This is a genomic window from Corynebacterium casei LMG S-19264, from assembly GCF_000550785.1.
In the GTDB taxonomy this organism is placed as follows: Bacteria; Actinomycetota; Actinomycetes; order Mycobacteriales; family Mycobacteriaceae; genus Corynebacterium; species Corynebacterium casei.
On record NZ_CP004350.1, the window covers coordinates 197,614 to 218,111 of the forward strand.

General features: G+C 55.3%; 21 protein-coding genes. 11 read left to right on the forward strand and 10 right to left on the reverse strand.

The window, feature by feature from the left end:
* Positions 1-51 precede the first annotated feature (51 nt).
* Positions 52-1,713 carry a DUF885 domain-containing protein gene (locus CCASEI_RS01040; RefSeq protein WP_025386900.1) on the forward strand — a complete coding sequence of 554 codons (1,662 nt, stop codon included), beginning with the start codon at positions 52-54 and terminating at the stop codon, positions 1,711-1,713.
* Between the two features lie 3 nt (positions 1,714-1,716).
* On the opposite strand, the gene CCASEI_RS01045 is transcribed toward CCASEI_RS01040, so the two are convergent.
* Together CCASEI_RS01045 and CCASEI_RS01050 are read right to left on the reverse strand one after the other, a co-directional pair.
* Entirely contained in the window at positions 1,717-2,154 is a 438-nt protein-coding gene (locus tag CCASEI_RS01045; protein WP_006823826.1) for a tautomerase family protein, read from the reverse strand.
* Between the two features lie 10 nt (positions 2,155-2,164).
* The gene (locus tag CCASEI_RS01050) at positions 2,165-3,241 is read right to left on the reverse strand and encodes an AbrB family transcriptional regulator (RefSeq protein ID WP_006823825.1); all 1,077 of its coding nucleotides are present in this window, start codon (positions 3,239-3,241) and stop codon (positions 2,165-2,167) included.
* A gap of 74 nt (positions 3,242-3,315) precedes the next feature.
* On the opposite strand from CCASEI_RS01050, the gene CCASEI_RS01055 reads away from it, so the two are divergent.
* Complete coding sequence (locus CCASEI_RS01055) at positions 3,316-4,086, forward strand: TSUP family transporter (RefSeq protein ID WP_006823824.1); 771 nt, start codon at positions 3,316-3,318, stop codon at positions 4,084-4,086.
* Here CCASEI_RS01055 and CCASEI_RS01060 read toward each other — a convergent pair.
* The 4 genes from CCASEI_RS01060 to CCASEI_RS01070 all read right to left on the reverse strand — a co-directional run bounded on the left by CCASEI_RS01060 (position 4,049) and on the right by CCASEI_RS01070 (position 9,373).
* Entirely contained in the window at positions 4,049-5,317 is a 1,269-nt protein-coding gene (locus CCASEI_RS01060; RefSeq protein ID WP_006823823.1) for an FtsW/RodA/SpoVE family cell cycle protein, read from the reverse strand. The genes CCASEI_RS01055 and CCASEI_RS01060 overlap by 38 nt on opposite strands.
* A 144-nt stretch (positions 5,318-5,461) precedes the next feature.
* Entirely contained in the window at positions 5,462-5,992 is a 531-nt protein-coding gene (locus CCASEI_RS14935) for a hypothetical protein (RefSeq protein WP_006823822.1), read from the reverse strand.
* A 371-nt stretch (positions 5,993-6,363) separates the two neighbouring features.
* Positions 6,364-8,724 (reverse strand): ATP-dependent RNA helicase, encoded by a 2,361-nt coding sequence (locus CCASEI_RS01065; protein WP_051461226.1) that lies wholly within the window; start codon positions 8,722-8,724, stop codon positions 6,364-6,366.
* On the reverse strand, positions 8,702-9,373 hold the full coding sequence (locus CCASEI_RS01070) for a sugar O-acetyltransferase (protein ID WP_006823820.1): 672 nt from the start codon (positions 9,371-9,373) through the stop codon (positions 8,702-8,704). Before CCASEI_RS01070 ends, CCASEI_RS01065 begins: the two co-directional genes overlap by 23 nt.
* A gap of 42 nt (positions 9,374-9,415) precedes the next feature.
* On the opposite strand from CCASEI_RS01070, the gene CCASEI_RS01075 reads away from it, so the two are divergent.
* Positions 9,416-10,096: an alpha-ketoglutarate-dependent dioxygenase AlkB family protein gene (locus CCASEI_RS01075; protein ID WP_025386903.1), complete on the forward strand. Its 681-nt coding sequence runs from the start codon at positions 9,416-9,418 to the stop codon at positions 10,094-10,096.
* Between the two features lie 55 nt (positions 10,097-10,151).
* Here the strand turns inward: CCASEI_RS01075 and CCASEI_RS01080 are convergent, their stop codons facing one another.
* Positions 10,152-10,892, reverse strand: a complete 741-nt coding sequence (locus CCASEI_RS01080) for a GIY-YIG nuclease family protein (protein ID WP_225868421.1) — start codon at positions 10,890-10,892, stop codon at positions 10,152-10,154.
* Between the two features lie 270 nt (positions 10,893-11,162).
* Between CCASEI_RS01080 and CCASEI_RS15580 the strand changes: the two genes are divergently transcribed.
* The 3 genes from CCASEI_RS15580 (at position 11,163) to CCASEI_RS01090 (ending at position 13,415) form a co-directional block, all read left to right on the forward strand.
* Complete coding sequence (locus CCASEI_RS15580; protein ID WP_025386904.1) at positions 11,163-11,519, forward strand: ADP-ribosylglycohydrolase family protein; 357 nt, start codon at positions 11,163-11,165, stop codon at positions 11,517-11,519.
* A 44-nt stretch (positions 11,520-11,563) separates the two neighbouring features.
* Positions 11,564-11,968: an ADP-ribosylglycohydrolase family protein gene (locus tag CCASEI_RS15585; protein WP_269843399.1), complete on the forward strand. Its 405-nt coding sequence runs from the start codon at positions 11,564-11,566 to the stop codon at positions 11,966-11,968.
* Between the two features lie 478 nt (positions 11,969-12,446).
* Positions 12,447-13,415, forward strand: coding sequence for an Abi family protein (locus tag CCASEI_RS01090; RefSeq protein ID WP_006823817.1), 969 nt, complete (start codon positions 12,447-12,449; stop codon positions 13,413-13,415).
* Between the two features lie 296 nt (positions 13,416-13,711).
* Here the strand turns inward: CCASEI_RS01090 and CCASEI_RS01095 are convergent, their stop codons facing one another.
* From CCASEI_RS01095 to CCASEI_RS01105, 3 genes are all read right to left on the reverse strand, one after another.
* Positions 13,712-15,187, reverse strand: coding sequence for a sodium:solute symporter family protein (locus CCASEI_RS01095; protein ID WP_006823815.1), 1,476 nt, complete (start codon positions 15,185-15,187; stop codon positions 13,712-13,714).
* Between the two features lie 3 nt (positions 15,188-15,190).
* Positions 15,191-16,345 carry an N-methyl-L-tryptophan oxidase gene (gene solA, locus CCASEI_RS01100; RefSeq protein ID WP_025386907.1) on the reverse strand — a complete coding sequence of 385 codons (1,155 nt, stop codon included), beginning with the start codon at positions 16,343-16,345 and terminating at the stop codon, positions 15,191-15,193.
* 334 nt (positions 16,346-16,679) lie between these two features.
* Positions 16,680-17,594 carry a MurR/RpiR family transcriptional regulator gene (locus CCASEI_RS01105; protein ID WP_006823813.1) on the reverse strand — a complete coding sequence of 305 codons (915 nt, stop codon included), beginning with the start codon at positions 17,592-17,594 and terminating at the stop codon, positions 16,680-16,682.
* A gap of 384 nt (positions 17,595-17,978) precedes the next feature.
* On the opposite strand from CCASEI_RS01105, the gene CCASEI_RS01110 reads away from it, so the two are divergent.
* The 5 genes from CCASEI_RS01110 to CCASEI_RS01130 all read left to right on the forward strand — a co-directional run bounded on the left by CCASEI_RS01110 (position 17,979) and on the right by CCASEI_RS01130 (position 20,497).
* Positions 17,979-18,698, forward strand: coding sequence for an SDR family oxidoreductase (locus CCASEI_RS01110; protein ID WP_006823812.1), 720 nt, complete (start codon positions 17,979-17,981; stop codon positions 18,696-18,698).
* Between the two features lie 66 nt (positions 18,699-18,764).
* Positions 18,765-19,454, forward strand: coding sequence for a LysE family translocator (locus tag CCASEI_RS01115; protein ID WP_025386909.1), 690 nt, complete (start codon positions 18,765-18,767; stop codon positions 19,452-19,454).
* A 26-nt stretch (positions 19,455-19,480) separates the two neighbouring features.
* Complete coding sequence (locus CCASEI_RS01120; protein ID WP_006823810.1) at positions 19,481-19,810, forward strand: YbjQ family protein; 330 nt, start codon at positions 19,481-19,483, stop codon at positions 19,808-19,810.
* A 17-nt stretch (positions 19,811-19,827) separates the two neighbouring features.
* Complete coding sequence (locus CCASEI_RS01125; protein WP_006823809.1) at positions 19,828-20,235, forward strand: MGMT family protein; 408 nt, start codon at positions 19,828-19,830, stop codon at positions 20,233-20,235.
* The gene (locus CCASEI_RS01130) at positions 20,204-20,497 is read left to right on the forward strand and encodes an RNA-binding S4 domain-containing protein (RefSeq protein WP_006823808.1); all 294 of its coding nucleotides are present in this window, start codon (positions 20,204-20,206) and stop codon (positions 20,495-20,497) included. Before CCASEI_RS01125 ends, CCASEI_RS01130 begins: the two co-directional genes overlap by 32 nt.
* Position 20,498: the final 1 nt, after the last annotated feature.

Consider the following 20,498-nt stretch of genomic DNA (forward strand, 5'->3'; position numbering starts at 1 on the left):
CCGCGTGATTGGGTGTGCAACCAGCTTTATTGAAAGATAGACTTTGCTTTCATGAGTTCTGAGCACCAAATGGCTCGCGAGCCGTCCTTGCTGGATGCCTCCTGCGATAATTTTCTTGCAGACCTAGCGAAGCTGACCCCTACCGACGCAACCGAGTGGGGCATTGAAGGCTACGAAGGTGAGCTTCAGGATTTCTCCCCTGAATACTTCACCGCTGTTGCTGACCGTACCCGTGAAATGGTCGCGGACTTGGACGCACTGGATGACAGTACGGACGAGTCTGATGACGATGATGATTTTGATGACGTTGATTACGTCACCGCAGAAGTCCTGCGTGACCGCCTGTGCCTGGAGCTCGACCTGCACCACCATGGTGAGGACATTCGCAGTCTGAACAATATTGCGTCTCCGGTGCAGACTATCCGCGATACTTTGCTGTTGATGCCGCATGAGACGGCGGAGCAGAAGGACGCTATCCGTTCCCGCCTGTCCAAGGTGAAGGCTTCTTTGCAGGGCTATAAGGAGTCTTTGGTGGAGGCAGCCAACCAGGGCATGGTTCCACCAACCCGGCAGATCAATGAGGTTATCGGCCAGTGCAATGCGCTTGCCGATGCCACCTCGATGCTCGATGGCCTGGGCCTAGAACAGGACAACGCCGAGGTTGAGGCCGCGAAGGCGGCTTTCGATGAATTCTCGGGCTGGCTTTCTGCTGAGCTGCAGCCATCCTCGTCCAACGAAGATGCTGTGGGCCGGGAGCGCTATGCGCGTTTTTCCAAGCTGTTTGTCGGTGACTCCGTGGACTTGGATGAGGCCTATGAGTGGGGTCTGAACCGCCTGCACGAAATCAACGCTGAGCAAGAAGACATTGCCAAGGCGCTTTACGGCCCTGACACCAACCTGCGTACTGCGGTGCGCAAGTTAAATGCTGATGAGCGCTACCAGCTGCACGGCAAAGACGCGCTGGTGGAGTGGATGCAAGGTGTTGCCGACAAGGTGATTGCTGACCTCAACGGCACCTACTTTGATATCCCAGAGCAGATCCAAGAGATTGAGTGCAAGATTGATCCTTCCGGCACCGGCGGTATTTTCTATACCCAGCCGACTGAGGATTTCTCCCGCCCAGGCCGCATGTGGTGGTCTGTTCCTGCTGGCCAGGAAGTCTTCCACACCTGGCAGGAGCTGACCACGGTGCACCACGAGGGCGCACCGGGACACCATCTGCAGATTGGTCTGGGGCTAATGGAGCCGAACCTGAACTCCTGGCGCCGCAACGCCTGCTGGAATTCAGGCCACGGCGAGGGCTGGGCTTTGTATGCTGAGGCGCTCATGGCTGAACTGGGCTACATGGATGACCCGGGCTACCGCATGGGTCTTCTGGACTCGCAGCGTCTGCGCGCTGCCCGCGTGGTTGTTGATATCGGACTGCACCTGGGCAAGAAGATGCCTGATGGCTCCGGTATCTGGGACAAGGCACACATGAAGTCCTTTATGCGTGAGAACACCGCCATGGATGACGCCAACCTGGCCTTTGAAGTCAACCGCTACCTGGGCTGGCCTGGCCAGGCGCCAAGCTACGCGATTGGTGAGCGCCTGTGGCACAAGACCCGCGAAGATGCCGTCGCCCAGGGCATGACCGCGCGCGAGTTCCACTCCCAGGCACTGTCCTTGGGATCTATCCCAATGTCTATCCTGCGTGAAACCATCCTGGACTAAGAACTACTTAAGTTCCTTTAGCTTGTCTTGAAGCTCCTGCGGCAAGGAGGCGAACCATCCTTCTTCGCCTCCTGGCTCTGGCAGGAGCTTTCCGTATTCCGTCATGTGCTCACCAGGGATTTCATTGATATAAACCCACACGTGTTCCGGCGTCAGCTGCAAGAGGGCCGCGGTCTGTGCCGTGATTTCCGCTAACAGCTGCGTCTTTTGCTCGGAGGTTCGCCCCGAACGAATATCCGCGTGAATCCACACGTGTCCCTCGTGCGCTTCTTGGCCCGCGAGAAACAGCGCGCCTTCATCGAGATCATGGAACAGTACCTGCACGAAATAGCGCGGGGCCAGCGCAATCTCCGAATGCAGCGTGGTGAGTAGCTTCGCTACATCACCCCGTTGTTGTGGATTGATGACTCCGCGGCGTGAAGAAACAGCATAAGTGGGCATAGCCTGAATCCTACGCCGAAGTAATACCCTTTCCGCGGCCTTTTCGGCGTCCTCGGAATAAGAAGTTGAGGATCTGCGGCAGATACGCCGCCACGGTGAGCACCAGGATCAGGCGAATAATCTGCAAGGAGACCACGATGGGCCCTGCGCCGCCCTCAGAGGACAACGCCAATACGGTCTCCAGCGCGCCGGGGCTGGTGGCCAAATAAGCCTCAAAGTAGGTGATGTCAAAGACCGCCATTACTGGCAGTGCGAGGGTGGCGCAGGAAGCCAAGATGAGCGCAATCAGGCCAAAAGTTGCGGGCAGCTGGCGGCCAAAGTGGCGCAGCGTCGGCATGGACAGCCCGCCGCCGCAGACCCAGCCGATGGACAAAAACGCGAGGATGCGGAAGATTTCCAGCGGTTGCATGGTGATGCCATCGGGAAGGAAGAAGGACACCACAACGGTGATCACAATCGGGCCCATAACTGATGCCACCGGCATGTGCAGTTTCTTACCAAGCGGCTCGCCAAAAGCAGCGATGGCGAGGACCAGCAGAATAACCCACCAAGTAGTGCTGGCCTCCAGCGAAGCATCTGAATCACCCGCGGGGTGCGGCATGAACGTCACCAGCAGCGGAAGACTGATGGACACACACAACAAGCGCAAATACTGCGTGAGGGCGACGTAGCGGAAGTTGGCGCCGAGTTCATCGGCAAGCGGCGGCATCATCGACGCCCCACCAGGAAGCAGCGACAGCACGCCGGTCTCACGCGAAATCGCGCCCTTTTGCATCTTGGCCAGCAACAGCCCGCCGACCATACAAAACGCGACCGAAGCGATACCAACCGCAACGCCCATCGGCACATACTTAATCAGCTGGCCCGCCGATGACAGTGTCAACGGCACCGCCGCCATAATGCCAATGAATCCGCGTGACAAACTGTAAAAATGCTTGTTCACGGGCATATCGCGCTGCGAAATCAACGCCACCGAACCGGAGGACACAATCGCGGCCAAAATCCATGAGGCAGGCACATTGAGCCAGTCAAACAATAAGCCCAGCACTACGGATGCCGGGACCACAACTAACCAGCGGAAATCCATGTGCCTGCCTTTGGGGGAGTCAGCGCTCTTTTTATTGACGACCCTCTAGGGTATCACCGGTTTATAGCAATGCCATGGAACTAGAGCTTGCGCAGTGGGCGCTTTTGCTGGGCGGCGCCGCAATTGCCGGGTGGGTCGATGCCGTTATCGGCGGCGGGGGACTCGTGCTTATTCCGCTGATCATGGCGGTTATTCCGGGCGTTGCGCCCGCAACAGCGCTGGCCACGAACAAACTCGCCGCGGTCTCCGGCACCGCCTCCGCTGCATTCACGCTGATGCGCACAGTGCGCCCGCCGATGAAAGAAACCTTAAAGCTGGCGCTCATCGCTGGCATTGCCTCCGCAATCGGCGCGCTCGCAGCTACGCTGATGCAAGAAGAATTCATGCGCCCGCTGATCATTGTGCTGCTGCTGGCCGTGGGAATGTTCGTGGCCTTCAAGCCAACTTTTGGTACTGGTTCCTCGGAAGGCGTGCGCGGCGGCTGGCGCACCTGGGCCGCACTTGCTGCTGTTGCTAGCATCGGTTTCTATGACGGCATCTTCGGCCCCGGCACCGGCATGTTCCTCATCATGAGCTTTACAGCCATCTTCTCGCAGAACTTCATCAAGTCCGCTGCCATGGCCAAGGTAGTCAACACCGCCACCAACCTCGGCGGGCTCGCCACGTTCATCATTGGCGGCCATGTCTGGTGGACTCTAGGAATTGCACTTGCGATCGCCAATATCGCCGGCGCCCAGCTCGGCGCCCGCACCGTGCTCGGCGGCGGCACCAAACTGGTTCGCTACGCGCTGCTCATCCTAGTAGTCGTCATGTCAGTGAACCTGGCGTGGCAGCAGTGGTTTTAGGATGTGCGTTTTCAGCTTGGTTGGAGTTATGTGATACCCGGAGTACGAGCGCGATAATCAGGTAATTGGCTAGGAGTGAGGAGCCGCCTGCTGACATGAAGGGCGTGGTGAGACCAGTCATCGGGATGAGCCCTGAAATACCGCCCGTTACGACAAAGACTTGCACCATGAGGATGATTCCAAACCCAGTGACGAGCAGTTTGCCGTAGCTTTCGCGGGTATAAAGTGCAGTGACAAATATGCGGCATTGCAATAGTGCGAACACAATCAGCACACCAGCGAGACCGATGAGTCCGAGTTCTTCGCCGATTGCCGCCAAGATGAAATCAGAGAATGCCAGTGGAATTGTGTGCGGATAACCTTGACCAAGTCCTGAGCCCGTGATGCCACCGGTAGAAAGTCCGAAGAGCGATTCAGAGAGCTGGTTTCCTGCGTTATAGAAATCAGCTAAAGGGTCGCGCATATTGGAGATTCTTTGCTGGATTTTGCTCGAGAATTGAGCAAGTGCCGTACCGCCAGCCAGCAAAATAACCGTGCCGATGAGCAGCCACGATGTACGTGAAGTAGCCACATAAACCATTCCGAAGACGGTGAGAAACAACAATAAAGCTGGTCCAAAGTCATTGGTTAACGCCATGATGACCAGTGCGATTGCGCCGATGACAGTGATCGGCGCAAGGTCCCGTAGCCGAGGAAAACCAATTCCTAAAAAGCGATGCTCGGCGACGGAGAACAGCGCGCGTTTCTGGCTAATGAGCATGGCAAAGAAGGCTATTAGTAGTACCTTGGCAATTTCACCTGGCTGGATTGAGAACGGTCCGATCATCAGCCAGATTCGCGCGTCCGATTCAACTGGCTGTGGAGAAACTAAAGGTACCGCCAACAGGACAAGGCCCAACGCGCCAAGAAGGTAAGAAAAACGGGTAAGAATACGATAGTCTCGCAGCACCACGAGGGTTGCCACGCACACGATCAATCCGAGCGCGGTCCAGATGATCTGTCGTTCTGCGAGCTCTCGTCCCAAAGACAGATCGAGTCGGTGGATGACGACTAACCCCAGTCCATTGAGAAACGCCACCGTGGGGAAAATGAGCTGGTCAGCACGCGGAGTGAGGATGCATAGGGCGGCATGAGTTAGGAGCAGCAAGGCTGCGAACATTGCGGGTATCCGCAACATTGATGTTCCTACCGTGAAGTTATCAGGCTCCCCAGCTGCAAACTCGACACTCACAAATCCGATGATCGTAATAGACACCGTGATGAGTAAAAGAAGGAGTTCTTTTCGCCGAGTTTGTACATTGATCTTCAAGTAAATTCCTGGGGGACTAGTTTCGTCAGACGTTTGTTTTCGCTATTCTGGCCAAGGCCAGTAGTTTTAGCAGAGGGTGATTCTGTCGCTTTCGACGTAGGTCTTATTTGGTGTTGACACGGTTCCGAAATACTTTCCACGGCCGTCGCATTGCGCTGACGTGCGAATAGTTGTATTTCCCAATGCACCTTTGGAGGCAAGGGTCTTACTGCCAATTGCGCGCTCTTTACGAAGGGTAAGAGTGAAATTATTGACATGCTTGCAACCTGCCCTTTGCCCCTGAATTCCCACCCAGGGAGTGGAAGGATTTCGACTTGGGTGCCAAACTGCGATGTAACACGTTCCTACCGGCGTGTTTCCGGGTCCCGACGATTTGTTCGGGTTTGCTTGAGTACTGAATCCTCCGGTTTCGGACTCTTCGACATCCGGTATTTCCACCAAAGTGACATCAGGATTTTTCTGAAGCTGTTCGATGGACTGCGTTTCGATTGGGGATGGTTCTTGTATTGGTGTTTCGTTGGCTCCAGCGATGGGAGCAGAAAGTGTTAATGCGAAGATGGTTGCGCCAACTAATGCGGCAAAGCGTTTAAAATCCATGTGGCTTTCCTTAGAATTAGTTTGATGGTGTTACGCACGGAGCCTGCTAATCACACTTAATGAGGTTGGTTAAACCACTTCCAGTATGGAATGTTGTGGCAGTGTAAATTCACAGGGTTCCCACTAGATGCGATGTTTCAACTGTCGGGTCTACTCCGATGCATGAAGTAGTTTGACAGTATTTTCCCGATTTGGGAAGAACTTTTAAAAAACTCGGTACTTTCGTTCCTTCTTTCGTGCAAACCCTTGACTTTCTGTCTCTGATAACCTATCGGCAGGTGCTGCGTGGAGCCATTGCCACCTGTTACGACAGGATCGGAAGAAGACCCTGGGAACCCAGCCGGACGACTGGACCCAGGGTCGACGCGTATCTAGATGCGGTTTTTGGTGCGGGCGGTGGCTTGCGCACTCCACGGGTCTTCGGGCCAGGGGTGTTTGGGGTAGCGTCCGCGCATGTCGGCGCGCACGCCGGCGTAGGGGCCGGACCAGAAACTCTTCAGATCATCGGTAACCGCAAGCGGGCGACCGGCAGGAGAGAGTAGATGGAATTGCACGCGTATGCCAGCGCATTCGGGAGATTCTGCCAGGCCAAAGCATTCTTGGAGTTTAACCCGGACCACTGGGCGGCCCGTGGAGTAATCAATCCGGGGATGTGATCCGGATGGAACCGCAAGCCTTGCTGGAGCGAGCTCATCCATAGAGTTCGCCTCCGGCCATGGCAGAAGCCGCTGTAGTGCTTGGTACATGTCCACGGATTTCGGGGACGCGCCATGGGCCAGGGCATCAAGTTCAGGGCCTAACCAGTATTCGGGGTCAGCGGATTCCACATCCGGCCACGGATCGCCAAGCTGTTCATGCAGGAAACTCATGCGCTCACGCAGAGCTTGGGCTTTGTCCGAAAAGGTGAAGAGGGTTAGGCCTTGGGTGCGGATGCCATCGGCTAGCGCGGCGGCAGCATTATCTGGTGGAACCTTGACCGGGGTGCTGGATAGCTCAATGGGACCTGCGCGCTTTATCGCCCGGCCCTGGAGCTTTCCGCCGGTAAAGGTCGCAGTGATGGTCTCATCCACCCCGATGATCTCCAGGGCGTCTGGTTCAGAAATAGTGGCTGCGGCGCGGATGACCGAACCTGCCTTGCCCGCACCGGATTTGGCCACGCTGACATCGGCGATAGCCAGCCACTCACTCGCATGTATTGACGTGCCTGGCGGCAACCACGCGCGCGTGCGGGAGGCCAAGAGATACTCAGAATCATTCACTTTCTTGGCAATACGCTGCGGAAAGGCTAGCCCAGTAATGATGCCGGCATCACTGATGCCGCTGCCTGTGGAGACCAGCTTCTCAAGGTGCTTGACCTCTCGTTGCGGCGGCTGGACTGCAGCGATATTGCCCGATGGTGAATCTGATAGCACCGCGATAGTCGGCGCCGCCTGCGGACCGCATTCAATCAGCGCACGGCCCAGGCGCGGATGCAGCGGCAACCTAGACAACCTGGTGCCCAACGCGGTGATGGTGCCGTCGTGCACCGCGCCGATATCTTCTAGCGCATCCTGTGCCTGCGCCCAGGCATTGTGCGGCGGCTTATCCGGCAACGGGAAGTCTGTGCCGCCACCCCACGCGGCGATCATCAAAGCAGCCTCGGTGAGATCCGAGGTGGCAATCTCCGGGGTGATGTGCGCTGCTGCATGCTGATAATCCGACTGCGCATAAGCACGAATCACGGTGCCAGGACCTTCACGTCCGGCACGACCGGCGCGCTGATCCACCGTGGACTGCGCCGCGGACACGGTAACCAGTCCGGTCATGCCGCGAGCAGCGTCACGGCGCGGGACGCGAGATAGCCCCGAATCCACTACGGCGCGCACGCCGGGCACGGTCAGGGAAGACTCCGCGATGGAGGTGGAGACAATAATGCGCGGGGAATCCGTGGGCGTTAGCGCGCGATCTTGCTCCGCTGAAGTCAGCCGGCCATGCAAAGGCAGCGCACCGGGAATCTGCGCGCAGACATGTTCGACTTCGCGCACGCCAGGGACGAAAACCAGAACCGAATGCCCGGTGTCATCGCGCACTTGTTTCGCCTGCTTAGCCTGGTGTGTCAGAAACTCCCGCGTGCAGCCAGCCCGGCCGGGGTGCGGTTCGTAGTGAGTCTCCAGCGGATAGGTCACCGCCGGGGTATCTAACACGCCGGCGTTCATCAGCCCGGCGAAACGCTGCGCATCCAGGGTGGCGGACATGGCGACGAGCGCCAAATCATCGCGAAGCTCTGCTAATTCCAGCAGCATGGCCAGCACCAGGTCGGTGTCGAGTTGGCGTTCGTGGACTTCATCGATAGCCACCGCGCCCACCCCAGCCAATTCCGGATCGCCCAGCAGCCTACGCAACAGCACGCCGGGAGTCATGAACTCCACGTGCGTGCCCGGGTGGTGTTCACCGCGGATGCTAAAACCAACCTTGTCACCAATGCGACTGCCGTCCAGCTGCGCCAGACGCCTGGCCGCCGCGCGCACCGCCACTCGCCGCGGGGCGGTGACCAGTACTTTGCCAGGGGCTTCAAGATAATTCGCCAACGCCGGCGGCACCAACGTGGTCTTACCCGTGCCAGGCGGTGCCTGAACCACCAGCCGGCCGGTGGCCGAAAGCAGCCCCGGCAGCCGGTCAATATCATCAGCGACCGGCAGACCGCGGCCAATGGTAGGAAGGTCAAAAATACTAGCCACGGCTGTGAACGCCATCAACCGGGCCATCATGCTGGCTGCGCTCCAGCGGCTGGGACTCATTAAGAGTGCGCACCACCTTGCCCGGGGAGCCCAGCACCAAAGAATTATCAGGGATGTCGCGGGTGACCATGGTGCCAGCGCCCAAGACACAATTCTTACCGATGCTAACCCCCGGCAACACCGTCACATTCGCCCCCAACCACGTGTTAGCGCCAATAGAAATAGGTTTAGCCTGCTCCCAGCCGCCGCGGCGCATCTGATGATCCGCCACCGGATGCCCGACGGTAATAAGGGAGCAATTCGGGCCAATCATGACATCATCGCCTAAAGTGACAGGTGCTTGGGCCAGGATGGTGGCGTTGAAGTTAATAAACACCCGGTCCCCGCAGCGCAGATTGGTGCCGAATTCAATATTGAGCGGCGCATGAATCATGGTCGGCCCGGAGTCCGGGTGAATCATCTCCGCGATAATCTCCCTCGCCTTATCCGGATCTGTGTTTCCCAAGTCGTTGAGCTGCTTTGATAGCTCAAAACCACGGGTATGCTCCGCCGCCGTGCCCGGGCGGCCAGGGATGTTCCACTGCCCGGATACCATGGCTTCCCACGTTCCGTATTTATCTAGATGGCCAAGCTGATCATTGGATGCCGCATCATATTCGCTCATAGAATCATTGTGTCAAAAAGCTCTGCAATTAGGATGGGTGCCATGTTGTTTCATGGCATCGACCGCAATCCGGCGAAGATTAAGCCCGGGGTTGCGCATGTCCCGGGGTGGTTGGATACGCCGACGCAGCAGGGTTTGGTGCAACAGCTTCGCGATGAAGCCCGGCTCATGGCCGGCACCCCGATGGCCATGCAGAAACCAGTGTTGAAATCCGGCGGGCAGATGAGCGTATTCATGCTGAACTTAGGACATTTCTGGGACCATCAGACTTACCGCTATGTTGACCGGATGGGCGCGACCAATGTGCGCCCGGTGCCGCAGAACCTCCTAGACATTGCCCATGGCGGCTTGCGCGCGGCTGCCGATGTCGCCGAAGAACTTCAGCCCTGGACCACCAACTATCATCCCGATATGGCGCTGATTAACTTCTACCCACCCGGCGCCACCATGGGCATGCACCAAGATGCCTACGAAACTACATTCGCCCCGATTGTGTCTTTATCTATTGGTGATGAAGCCGTCTTTCGCATCGGCAGCACTGAGCACCGCAACAAACCTTGGGATGACATCGCTTTGCTCTCCGGTGACCTCGTCGTCTTCGGCGGACCCAACCGCCAAGCCTTCCACGGCGTTCCCGAAACCCGTCCCGGCACCCTTGATGAATCCTGCGGCCTCAAAGAAGGCCGCATCAAAATCACCTTCCGGCAGGTTTACCCGCACTAGTCGTTTAATTTCAATGGCTCTACCCGGGCAGCCTAAAGGTCGCATTGGCTCGGGATTAGTTTGAGTTCAGGCCATGAATTCTTGTGTCGAGCGCTAGCTTGAAGTGGCTTTCTGCTGAGTCAATAATGCTGTTTGGGGTGGACGGATCAAATATGCGTAGCAATGAGAACCGAAATGAATCTGGATTTAGCGCTTTAAGCTCCTTATTGCCTCCGTGCCCATTAGCAGCGTAAGAGTGCCAGCGCTGATGAATACTCTCCGGACCATCAGCCTTACCAATGTAATGGCGTCCGCTCCGTGTATCGGTAATCAAGTAGATGCCTTTAACTGAGCTGAGAGCTGTCCTCCACGACGCGTACTTGGAATCCCGAATGACCGATTGAAGCAATGCGTAGCTCAGGATTAGGTTGTCGAAACCGGGGAAAGGAATTGGTTCTGCTTCGGCGATAGTTTCTACCGCGTAATTTGCGACCGTCGCCCCATTTAACCGCCAAGTGCGTGGTGCGCGCCAATTAATTACTAGTCTGCCAGCTAGATCGCTCATCCGTTCCGATTCTGTCAGTGTGAAGATTCGCCGAATACCGTCATTGGAGGCCTCGCCGTGGTTTTCCACTACTTTCCATAATCGAGCTTGGTTTCCTCCCTCACGAATGAACACGAGCCAAAAGCGTGGAGGAACGTGCGGGAACTTGTGCGTGGCGGCGGATTGGCTCGACGTATACGTTAAGATTTCCTCGGCAGTCGAGTCTATGTGAATCCCTCGTTCGCCGGTGTCATCATGGGACGTAATAAACACGTGCCGGATTGCTAATGCATCTCCATAGTTAATACCCGCGTCATGCATTATCGGTCCAAGAGTTAACACCACAGTCCACCTCATCTTTCTGCAGACAAGTTTACGTACCTGATAATAGATTGATTAGTAGAGTTCACGCGTATATCTCCAGAAAAATCTGCAAATCCTTGGGACACAGATTGTTTTGGTGATTGAGTGGATTGTGCCAGTTCTTGCAACGTTTTCGGGCGATGTGTGTTCCTCGTATGCTCGTGCAAATGCTGACATAATATGGCCAATATGAATGCTGAAAGCATGAAAGTGACGGGTGCTCTGATGGGGCTGCCGGTTGGGGACGCCTTGGGGACGACACTCGAGTTTGCCAAGCGAGATGCGCTTCCACCTGTGACAGACATTGTTGGTGGCGGTCACTATGGACTGGAACCAGGCCAGTGGACCGACGATACTTCGATGGCGCTGTGCCTTGCTGACAGCCTTCTTGACTCTGGGAGTTTTGATTTTGGGGATCAATTGCGTCGCTATAAAGGTTGGATGGAGGATGGCTACTTCTCCAGCACAGGGAAGTGCTTCGGCATCGGTCAACAGACGGTGCGCGCGCTTGGGAATTTACCCGAACGGGCACTGTGATAAGTCCCTTGTCTAAGAGTCGCGGCTCCGGAAATGCGTCGCTGATGCGGCTCGCACCAGTTCCCATGGCTGCTTACAAGAGTCTTAAACAGACATATTTATGGGCGGCGGCAAGTTCAATTACGACGCATCCGAGCCTAGAATGCATCGAAGCTTGTGCTGCTTATGGAACGCTCATCGTGGGAGCGATTCAAGGGTGGAGTAAAGAGCAGATCATTTCTACTGGGAAGCAGATGGCTTACGTTATGAAATCCAGTGAGCTTCAAGAAGTGCTGAAAGGCGCCTACTTGGAGAAAGAACGCCACCAGATTTCTTCCACTGGCTACGTGGTGCACACGATGGAAGCTGCATTGTGGGCATTTACCCGAACCAATGACTTTGAAGAGGGTGCGGTGCTGGCAGTTAACCTTGCCCACGATGCGGATACTGTTGGAGCTGTCTACGGCTAACTAGCCGGGGCACATTATGGATTCGACGGGAGCCCAACCCATTGGATTGAGTGTATCCATCAGAAACAAACGATTATCTCCATGGTAGAACACCTAGCTGCACTGTCCGGCCAGTTCAGCGTGAGTGTGGAAAGCTCACAGTACGTTCACGCCATTGGAGAGGAGCATATGCTTGACCTAAAGCCGAATAGCTGAAATCGAAAGCTTCGTGGTGCGGTAAACGAAAGCTGTCGTGAACTATTGCTTGGTTTACTCTAGTTCGGAAGGTTAATAGGGTTTGTAACCTGCAGATACGTGATGTCAAAAGTGTCCCTCTTTAGGACTACATGTTTGGCAGTTTCTAGAGTCGATACAAGTCGCAGGCTCTTTGCGTCTTGAAATGAGGAATAGACATTTGGGTATCTGTTCGTATAACCTAGAGATAATCATTGAGCCCGCACCAGTTTCAACTGGGAGCGGGCTTGATACATTTAAACCTATGAATTCCGGCACCTCGCGACCGTTGAAGGTTTACAAAACTTATGCGCAACAGATTGACCTGCTCTGTGAGCGGGGATTGATCATTAATGATCCTGACTTCGCAACTAAGTGGCTGCAAGAGGCTGGATACTACCGGTTGAGCCTATATATGTTCCATTTTCGGGTCACCGATGAGGATGGAAACAAGCTGAACAAATTTCAGGATAATACTACTTTTGATGAGATTGTTTCTCTCTACGTCTTTGATCGGGGGTTGAGAACGAGGGTCTTTTCTGGGATAGAAAAGATTGAAGTTTCACTGAGAGCGCGAATGGGGTATTTGCTCGGTGAATACGATCCTGACGTGCACATGATGCCATGGTATTTTCGGTCGACAAGAAAGCATACACAACTAGTAAAGACCTTTAAGCTGCGAATCGACCGTGCAATAGCGGGAAATGATGAAGTTGCTCTCCATCACGAAGCACAATACGGTGGCCGACTTCCTTTTTGGGTGTTAACGGATCTACTAGACTTTTCTGATCTCTCGAAGATGTATGAGCAGCTTCACTCGAAAGACCAACGGAAACTCGCTCGAGAGTTTGAACTGAATGATCCACCGCGTAAGAGGAAACAGCGGCAAAGCAATTTATCGGGTTGGCTTCATCAGCTTTCGCTAGTGCGAAACTTCACGGCACACCATTCTCGGCTCTGGGATCGTAAATTCGGAGCCAAAGACATTTCTGATGCACAAGGCGTGCGTGGGTTCTTCCAAGATTTTGCAAACCCCGGGCAGTCTAAAGATATGTACGGAGTTCTCACAATTATGGCGTTTTTGCTGGAATCGATTGAAGGGAATACCGAGTGGGCTCGAGGCATGGGGCAATATTTGGATCGTTCGTTCTCAGAAATGCCTTCAAAATCTCCAGCGGATATGGGATTTCCACAAGGCTGGAAAACCCTTCAACCATGGATACACGAAAAATAAGGTCCGAATAATGTCTTGAATCGTGAATGGGGGAACGTTCCCCTTACTTTTCAAGTCTCTCGAACTTCGGCGAATTAGCCTGAAGGAGTCCCTGGGTCTCCCAGGATGTCGCTTCAACAGTGTATTCCGGCAAGATTGCCTCCATTGGTTGTCTAGTCTCAATGTCTGCCATATATTTGAAGCAGAGAAAGCAAGGACAAGGTCCCTTGTTATGAGGAGAAGAGGTCTACACGACGTAATGCGCGTGTAGGCCTCTTCGTTTCTCTTACTTAGGGAGTGTCTGCGGCAACTACAGGTTAGTCAGTTGCTGCGACGTCATTTTGGCTAGCAGGTTCTGGCTGTGGCTCGGTCTGGGTCTGGGCTTGGGCGTTCTTAGGCTTGATCGTCATATAAGCGATGATGAAGACAATCAGGCTGGCAACGATGCCGTAGATGGCATAAGGAATCTCAGTACCCATGACATGGGCGATGGCACAACCAAGGAGGCCAGCTGCCATTGAGAGGTAAGAGACCATCACCGGAATCTGACCACGCTTAATCAGGATCATGCCGCAGATAAGCGGTACTGCAAGGACCGAAGCTGAGTAGGCGTAAGTAGCGACCAATAGTTCCAGCGCTTGTGGGTACAGGACAGCCAGTAGAGCAGCGACCAAGGTAACAGCAATGGTGCACCAGCGCGAGACCGTCACCATGTTGCTGTTTTCCAGGCGCTTCTCGCTGACGAACGCATTGCGCAAGTCATGTACGAGGTTGGCAACCACTGACTGCAGTGCGGAACCGGTGGTGGAGACGATGGTCGCCATCAGGAAAGCTCCGTATATTGCCAGCAGCCAAGCTGGAATCTGTCCCAGGAACCAACCAGCGGCCTGCTCACGGTTTTCGACGCCGAGTCCGCCATTCATGGAACGCACGGCGAGACCAATAATCAATGCGTAGAAACCAGCGAGGATAATGCCGGCTGCTGCGATGTAGATACCCTGACGGCCTTGACGAACAGTCTTTGATGCGAAGATGCGCTGGTAGTACATCTGGTTGGTGACGGTTCCGGGCAGGATGGAGAATGCCCAGAGCAGGATGGTCATGACTCCAGCGGCGCCGAATCCTTCGGGGACCGCGGTGATCTCGGCGGGCACATTGCTGACAATCTCACCGAGGCCGCCGGCTTGATAGATAGCGTAGCCAGCCACGACGACCGAGCCGATCACCATGAACACGCCAAAGAAGAAGTCAGACCACGCAACGGAGGTTAAGCCGCCGGGCAGGACGAACAGCACACTGATAACTGCCATAACGATGATCAACGGAGTGGTTGCGATCCCGGTGACCTCACCGAAGAGGCTGGCAAATGCGACAAACTGAGTGGCCAACCAGCCAAACGGAACCAGGATGACTGCGACTGCGATAATCGCGAGCAAGGTTTTGCTGTCTCCGAAGAGCCGGGCAAAGACCTCTGGAATTGTGGAGAAGTTTCCTTTGTGTAGCCATCGAGCGAAAAGCACGATGATGAGCATTCCCAATACGACGAATAGTTCGTACCAAAATATTGAAAGGCCCCAGGAGTATGCGATACCGACGTGGGCCACGAGCACGCCGCCGCCGACGGCGGTTGCCGCTTGGGAGAAACCGACAACATAAACGGGCAGGCTGCGGCCGCCAACCATCCAGTCCTCGCTGGAATTGTGCTTTTTACCTACGATGTAGGCAATATAGGCGCCGATTCCGATGACCAAAAGTGAAACCGCACTGATGAGTACCGTAGTTCCAATATTCACGGCTTACTCCTTCTCGAACCTTTGTGGGGACATGATGTCGACGGCGTCAGGGGACTGATTGTCGGAGACGTAGTCGGCGACGATGGAACCGACTGCGGGTGCGAACTTGAAGCCCTGGCCGGACATTCCGACTGCCAGGACAATGCGGTCATCGGCAGGTGATGGGCCAACGACGGGTGCTCCGTCTGGAGTGAAGCCTTCGGTCCAGCTGGAGACACGCACTGCAGCAGGATCCAGGCCCGGCATCAATCGGTCCACTGCTCGTTCAATGGCTCGAACAAATTCAGGTTCAATGAGCCTTGGCAGGTCTTCAGGGCTGTCGATATCCATCCAGTTGAGGTGATGAGGAAGGATCTTCACCGCAGTTCCATCCAGGATTGGGAAGCAGGAGAATCCTGCTTCTTCGTGGCGGCGGATGGAGATCGGCATATTCTGAGGTTGATGCTGTGCAACATCACGAGCTGGGAACCATCCGGCTACCAGGCGTTTTGCTTGAACCAGGGAGGGCGCGAAACCGGCAGATTGCGCAAGGTTTGCAGCCCATGGTCCGGAGGCGAGGACTACTTTGTCGAAGCGTTCAGCATCAGCGGCAGTGTCTACTGCGATGCCATCGGCAGTAGCGCGGATGTTGAGTACTGGAGTGTAAGGCCGGTATGTTGCGCCGAGTCGCTTGCTTTCTTCGCGGGCGGTTAAGACCGCGAGCTCAGGACGAAAGATTCCCGCGACCGGGTCGTAGACTCCGACTTCACCCTCATCTAATTGGAACTGTGGATAGCGTTCGGCCATTGCCTCACGATCGAGGATTTCGTGTTCTAAGTCCAAAGATTCGGCACAAGCAAGAACTGATTGCACGTCTTTTTGATCGCGCGGCCCGATGGTGAGGCCACCGCACATTTCGAGAATCGGTACGTCCCGGCCTTCTTGCAACTCTTCCCACATCGGTAGAGATTTCTGCATGAGGGGCACATAGTCGGCGCCCTCTTTGTAAGCGGTGCGGAAAATTCGGGATTCTCCTGCTGAGGCACCGCGATCATTTGGAGTATTCCACTGGTCGTAGACCGTGACGCGGTGGCCGCGCTCGGCAAGCTGCCAGGCAGTCATAACTCCGATAATTCCCGCGCCGACTACCGCTACGTTCTGGTTGTTGTTAGCTGCCACGTTTGTTGACCTCCAAAGTCATTTGAGTGGGGAAGACAAGAAATCGGTGGACGGCACCGATTCTTACTTGTCTAATGGTGATTGCTCTTCAGCAGTCCCTATGCGTTAACTCAGACCGCGTTAGAAGGTGGTGTGGTTCACAATGTAGTGTTTACTTTGAAATCTGTCAATGGGTGTAGTGAAATGTTTCAAAATAGTGTTTGCTAAGGAAATGGTGTTGCCAGTTGGCGCTTCAGTCCAGACATAATTGACGTTTTTGCGCGCGAAAAAGCGGCCACCGTTCTTCAGAACAGTGACCGCATCTAGTTCAATTAGCGTGCTTAGGGGGCATGACTTAATCCTCGGGGACGTCTTCCGGCATGTCCGTGAGGAATATCGGCGAGGAAAAGTCGGGGCGACCGGTGAACTTTGCGGAGAGGTCATTAAACAGCTGGTTGCGCTTGAGCGCTGCCTCTTTTTGCCGCGATGCTAATTGCATGGTGAGCACGTAGCTGAAAACAAAAGGCGTCAGGTGCTCGCTGACAACATTGGAGATTGTGGGTGGAGTTTTGATGATGACATCCACGCGATCCTGCAGTGACAAGCCTAATGCTTCGGTCACTAACACCACCTTCGCGCCAACTGCTTTCGTGTGATCGACGATGACATCTACTTCGGTGGTCTGGTGAAATGGAGCTACTAGAACCACGCAGTCGTCTTGCTCCATGGATAAAAGGTCATCTGCAAGCCTGTAACCAGCAAGCATTAGTGCTTCGGCATCGAAACCCACGCGCTTCAGGTGAGTTGCTAAGAACCCTGCGACCATGGAACCCGGGCCCAGGCCGTAGGTGTAAATCCGTCGTGATTCCACGAGAAGATCAACGCAACGATCGAAGGCATCATGGTCAAATCCTTGGCGAAAGGCTTCCAGAATGGCGGCGGAGTTCTCCAGCATATTGTCCGCCGGGCGCTTGTTAGTTTGAATGCTCTCAATGTCATGGCCCAGAATTGACGAGGAGCTTCTACGCACCAAGATGTTTTCAAGGAACTCTTTCTTTAGTTCTCGGAGTCCCTGATATCCCAAACCTTTGATAGTTCGGATAACTGATGCATCGCTAGTTCCGGTCGCTTCCGCGATCCGCAAGGCCGAGGAACCCATAACCTCATCCGGGTTTCGCAGTAGATAATCACCAATCTTCTTCTCGATAGGCGTCAGCCGTGGGCCGGCGTCAATGTAGCGCTCCTGAAAAGTTGGTTCCGCAGCGTTCACTACGCCACCTCGTCCTTCGCGTCGTGAGTAAGTGCCTTTTAGGATACTAGTTGCCCTTCCCCAAGAAGACGGCAATTCAAGAAGGGTTCTCACTTTATGGGCCGTGTGGATTCAACCCTGGCATAAACGCTTTCTTGTATGACACAATCGGCTGCGAAGGACCTGGAGGGAAACGGGAGAAATTCACGTGGGTTTCATATGGGTCAGAATTGTTGCGTTCATCGCGGTAGTAGTTGGCTATTTCTGGCGAGCTCAGAAGAAGTAAAGCTCATTTGCGTTCGCGATTGAAGGGCGTAGCTCTAGGCGGCCCTGGGGTTCCTAGAGTTGTGAATTGAAATGCAGCAGCGGCGGTGATGGCAGAATCATTGGCCTATTGTGGGGTGCATGACAATCCCAGAGAACCAAAAAGTTGCTGTAGTTACCGGAGCATCGTCAGGCATTGGCGCAGCCAGCGCGCGATTGTTGGCCAACGATGGCTGGCACGTTGTCGTGGCCGCGCGCCGCAAGGACAAGCTGGATGCTTTGGCCGAGGAAATCGGTGGCACCGCCGTTGAATTAGACGTGACCAAGCAAGAATCTGTTGACGCATTGGCGGCGCAGCTGCCACGCGTTGACCTGCTGGTTAACAATGCCGGCGGCGCGAAGGGCCTGGAACCGCTGGTGGAGACATCCATCGATGACTGGAACTGGATGTATGAAACCAACGTGCTGGGCACGGTGCGTTTGATTCAAGCGCTGATTAAAAAGATTGAAGCTGCACCTGATAACTCCGGCCTGATTATCAACATGAGCTCCATCGCGGGCTGGAGCGTGTATGAAGGCGGCTCCGGATACAACGCAGCAAAGCACGGCGTGCGGGTGGTTTCCCGCGCATTGCGCCTGGAAAACCACAACATCCGCACCACGGAAATCATCCCGGGACGCGTGGCAACGGACTTCTCCCTAGTGCGTTTCGAGGGCGACGCAGACCGCGCGAAGTCCGTCTATGACGGTCAGCTCAACCTAGTCGCCGAAGACGTCGCTGAGTCCGTGCGTTGGGTGGCGTCGCTGCCGAACCACGTCAACATCGACAGGCTAGAACTGAAGCCCCGTACCCAAAGCTAAACCTTCCTGGGGCACTACTGCGGGCAGTCCTGCCCGATAAAGTCACGGAGATTAAAATAATGCTCCGTGACTTTCGCATCTCTTCTCACCCTCATTGGCGTCTGGCTCGCAGTCTGTATCGCCCCAGGTCCGGATGTGGTTCAGGTGATGCGAGTGGCCTCGCGCTCGGTGCGCGCCGGGCTGTGGTGCACCGCTGGAATCACGGCGGGCATCGCAGTTTGGCTCACCGCGTCGTTGGCGGGCATGTCCGCGCTGATTGCCGCGCGCCCCAGCTTGCTGGGCATCCTGCAACTGTTCGGCGGCGCGTTTTTGATTTGGATGGGCATCCAATCCGTGCGCTCAGGTTTTAGCGCCAGGCGTGCCCCATCGCGCGTGGTGGGAACAGAAAACTCCGCACCCACAGCTGAACCGCCAGAAGCGGCCGCGGCGGCACAGACCAAGCTGCCAGTGCTCACCGCGGGGCGATCATTTCGCCTGGGGCTTTACACCAACCTGTCCAACCCCAAGGCGCTGGTGTTCTTCGGCGCCGTATTCGCGCAGTTTATCCGGCCCGAAATATCGATTGCCTGGACCTTTGCCGTCGGAATCATCCTGCTGGTCATATCGGGTACCTGGTTTGTCATCGTCACGCTCATCGTGCGGATATTTTCCACATGGCTGGGCAAATACTCGCCGTTGATTGACATCATTGCTGGTGTCATCTTCATTCTGTTGGGAATCGTGATGGTTTATGAAGGAATCATCCAACCGTTCTAGCGCGCAATCACGGTAGGATAGGCGACATGATTTTTACTACCACGCACAATGTTGAAGGCCGCGAGATTGACACCTACATCCGCATCATCGCGGGTGAAACAGTCACTGGTATTAACTTCCTCAAAGACATCGGCGCATCCTTCCGTTCCTTCACCGGCGGCCGATCCGCAGGCTATGAAGAAGAAGCAGTCCGCGCCCGCGAATCCGCACTCAACGAACTATGGAACCGCGGCCAAGAAGTCGGCGCCGATGCCGTGGTGGGCATCGCTTTTGATTACTCCCCAATGGGCGCATCCAACGACATGTTGATGGTCACCGCCACCGGCACCGCGGTCAAACTCAAGCCACAGCACTAGGCCCAGACCGATAAAAAGTGTCCGAACCTGCGGAACCGTCGGAGGTAGCCCAGCGCGTGCTTTATATCGCCGGGCTTATCCCGCCGGGCAACGTCTCCACCTACGGTGAAGTGGGCAAAGCTGCTGATGCCACCGCGCGCCAAGTCGGCTCCATCATGCGGCTATGGGGCTCACGCATAAGCTGGTGGCGAGTCATCAAAGCCGACGGCAGCTCCCACGACTTCGACCGCGCCAAATCCCACTGGGAAGACGAAGGGATCCAACTGCGCGGCATGAAAGTGCGCATGGATTTGTGCGGATTAGATCATCGGGATCTCAGGGACATCGTTAAGCACATGCCCCCTGCGGCGGCCGAAAGTGTGAATCTGGCTGCCGGCTGTAAACTAGGTGGCTATGAGCGACATCGAAGTACCGATCTCGGGTGAGTCCATCAAACTAGGCCAGTTTATTAAACTGGCCAGCCTCGTTTCCACAGGTGGAGAGGCAAAAGCAGCAATTGCGGAAGGTGAAGTCACCGTCAACGGCGAGGTTGATACTCGCCGCGGCGCAACCCTGCACGCGGGTGACAAGGTCTGCGTGGGCACCATGTGCGCGGTGGTTGGCGTGGCCGATGACGATGATGATGACTACTTCGATGAAGCTACCGCCGATGACGATTTTGATCCTGAAAAGTGGAGGAACCTTTAAC

What these genes read in the sequence shown, in the direction of transcription:
- CCASEI_RS01040 (WP_025386900.1), top strand. Translation starts at nt 52, where the DNA reads ATGAGTTCTGAGCACCAAATGGCTCGCGAGCCGTCCTTGCTGGATGCC.
- CCASEI_RS01065 (WP_051461226.1), bottom strand. Translation starts at nt 8,724, where the DNA reads ATGGCGTTCACAGCCGTGGCTAGTATTTTTGACCTTCCTACCATTGGC.
- CCASEI_RS01090 (WP_006823817.1), top strand. Translation starts at nt 12,447, where the DNA reads ATGAATTCCGGCACCTCGCGACCGTTGAAGGTTTACAAAACTTATGCG.
- CCASEI_RS01070 (WP_006823820.1), bottom strand. Translation starts at nt 9,373, where the DNA reads ATGAGCGAATATGATGCGGCATCCAATGATCAGCTTGGCCATCTAGAT.
- CCASEI_RS01120 (WP_006823810.1), top strand. Translation starts at nt 19,481, where the DNA reads ATGATTTTTACTACCACGCACAATGTTGAAGGCCGCGAGATTGACACC.
- CCASEI_RS01075 (WP_025386903.1), top strand. Translation starts at nt 9,416, where the DNA reads ATGTTGTTTCATGGCATCGACCGCAATCCGGCGAAGATTAAGCCCGGG.
- CCASEI_RS15580 (WP_025386904.1), top strand. Translation starts at nt 11,163, where the DNA reads ATGGCCAATATGAATGCTGAAAGCATGAAAGTGACGGGTGCTCTGATG.
- CCASEI_RS01110 (WP_006823812.1), top strand. Translation starts at nt 17,979, where the DNA reads ATGACAATCCCAGAGAACCAAAAAGTTGCTGTAGTTACCGGAGCATCG.
- CCASEI_RS01050 (WP_006823825.1), bottom strand. Translation starts at nt 3,241, where the DNA reads ATGGATTTCCGCTGGTTAGTTGTGGTCCCGGCATCCGTAGTGCTGGGC.
- CCASEI_RS14935 (WP_006823822.1), bottom strand. Translation starts at nt 5,992, where the DNA reads ATGGATTTTAAACGCTTTGCCGCATTAGTTGGCGCAACCATCTTCGCA.
- CCASEI_RS01130 (WP_006823808.1), top strand. Translation starts at nt 20,204, where the DNA reads ATGAGCGACATCGAAGTACCGATCTCGGGTGAGTCCATCAAACTAGGC.
- CCASEI_RS01055 (WP_006823824.1), top strand. Translation starts at nt 3,316, where the DNA reads ATGGAACTAGAGCTTGCGCAGTGGGCGCTTTTGCTGGGCGGCGCCGCA.
- CCASEI_RS15585 (WP_269843399.1), top strand. Translation starts at nt 11,564, where the DNA reads ATGCGGCTCGCACCAGTTCCCATGGCTGCTTACAAGAGTCTTAAACAG.
- CCASEI_RS01045 (WP_006823826.1), bottom strand. Translation starts at nt 2,154, where the DNA reads ATGCCCACTTATGCTGTTTCTTCACGCCGCGGAGTCATCAATCCACAA.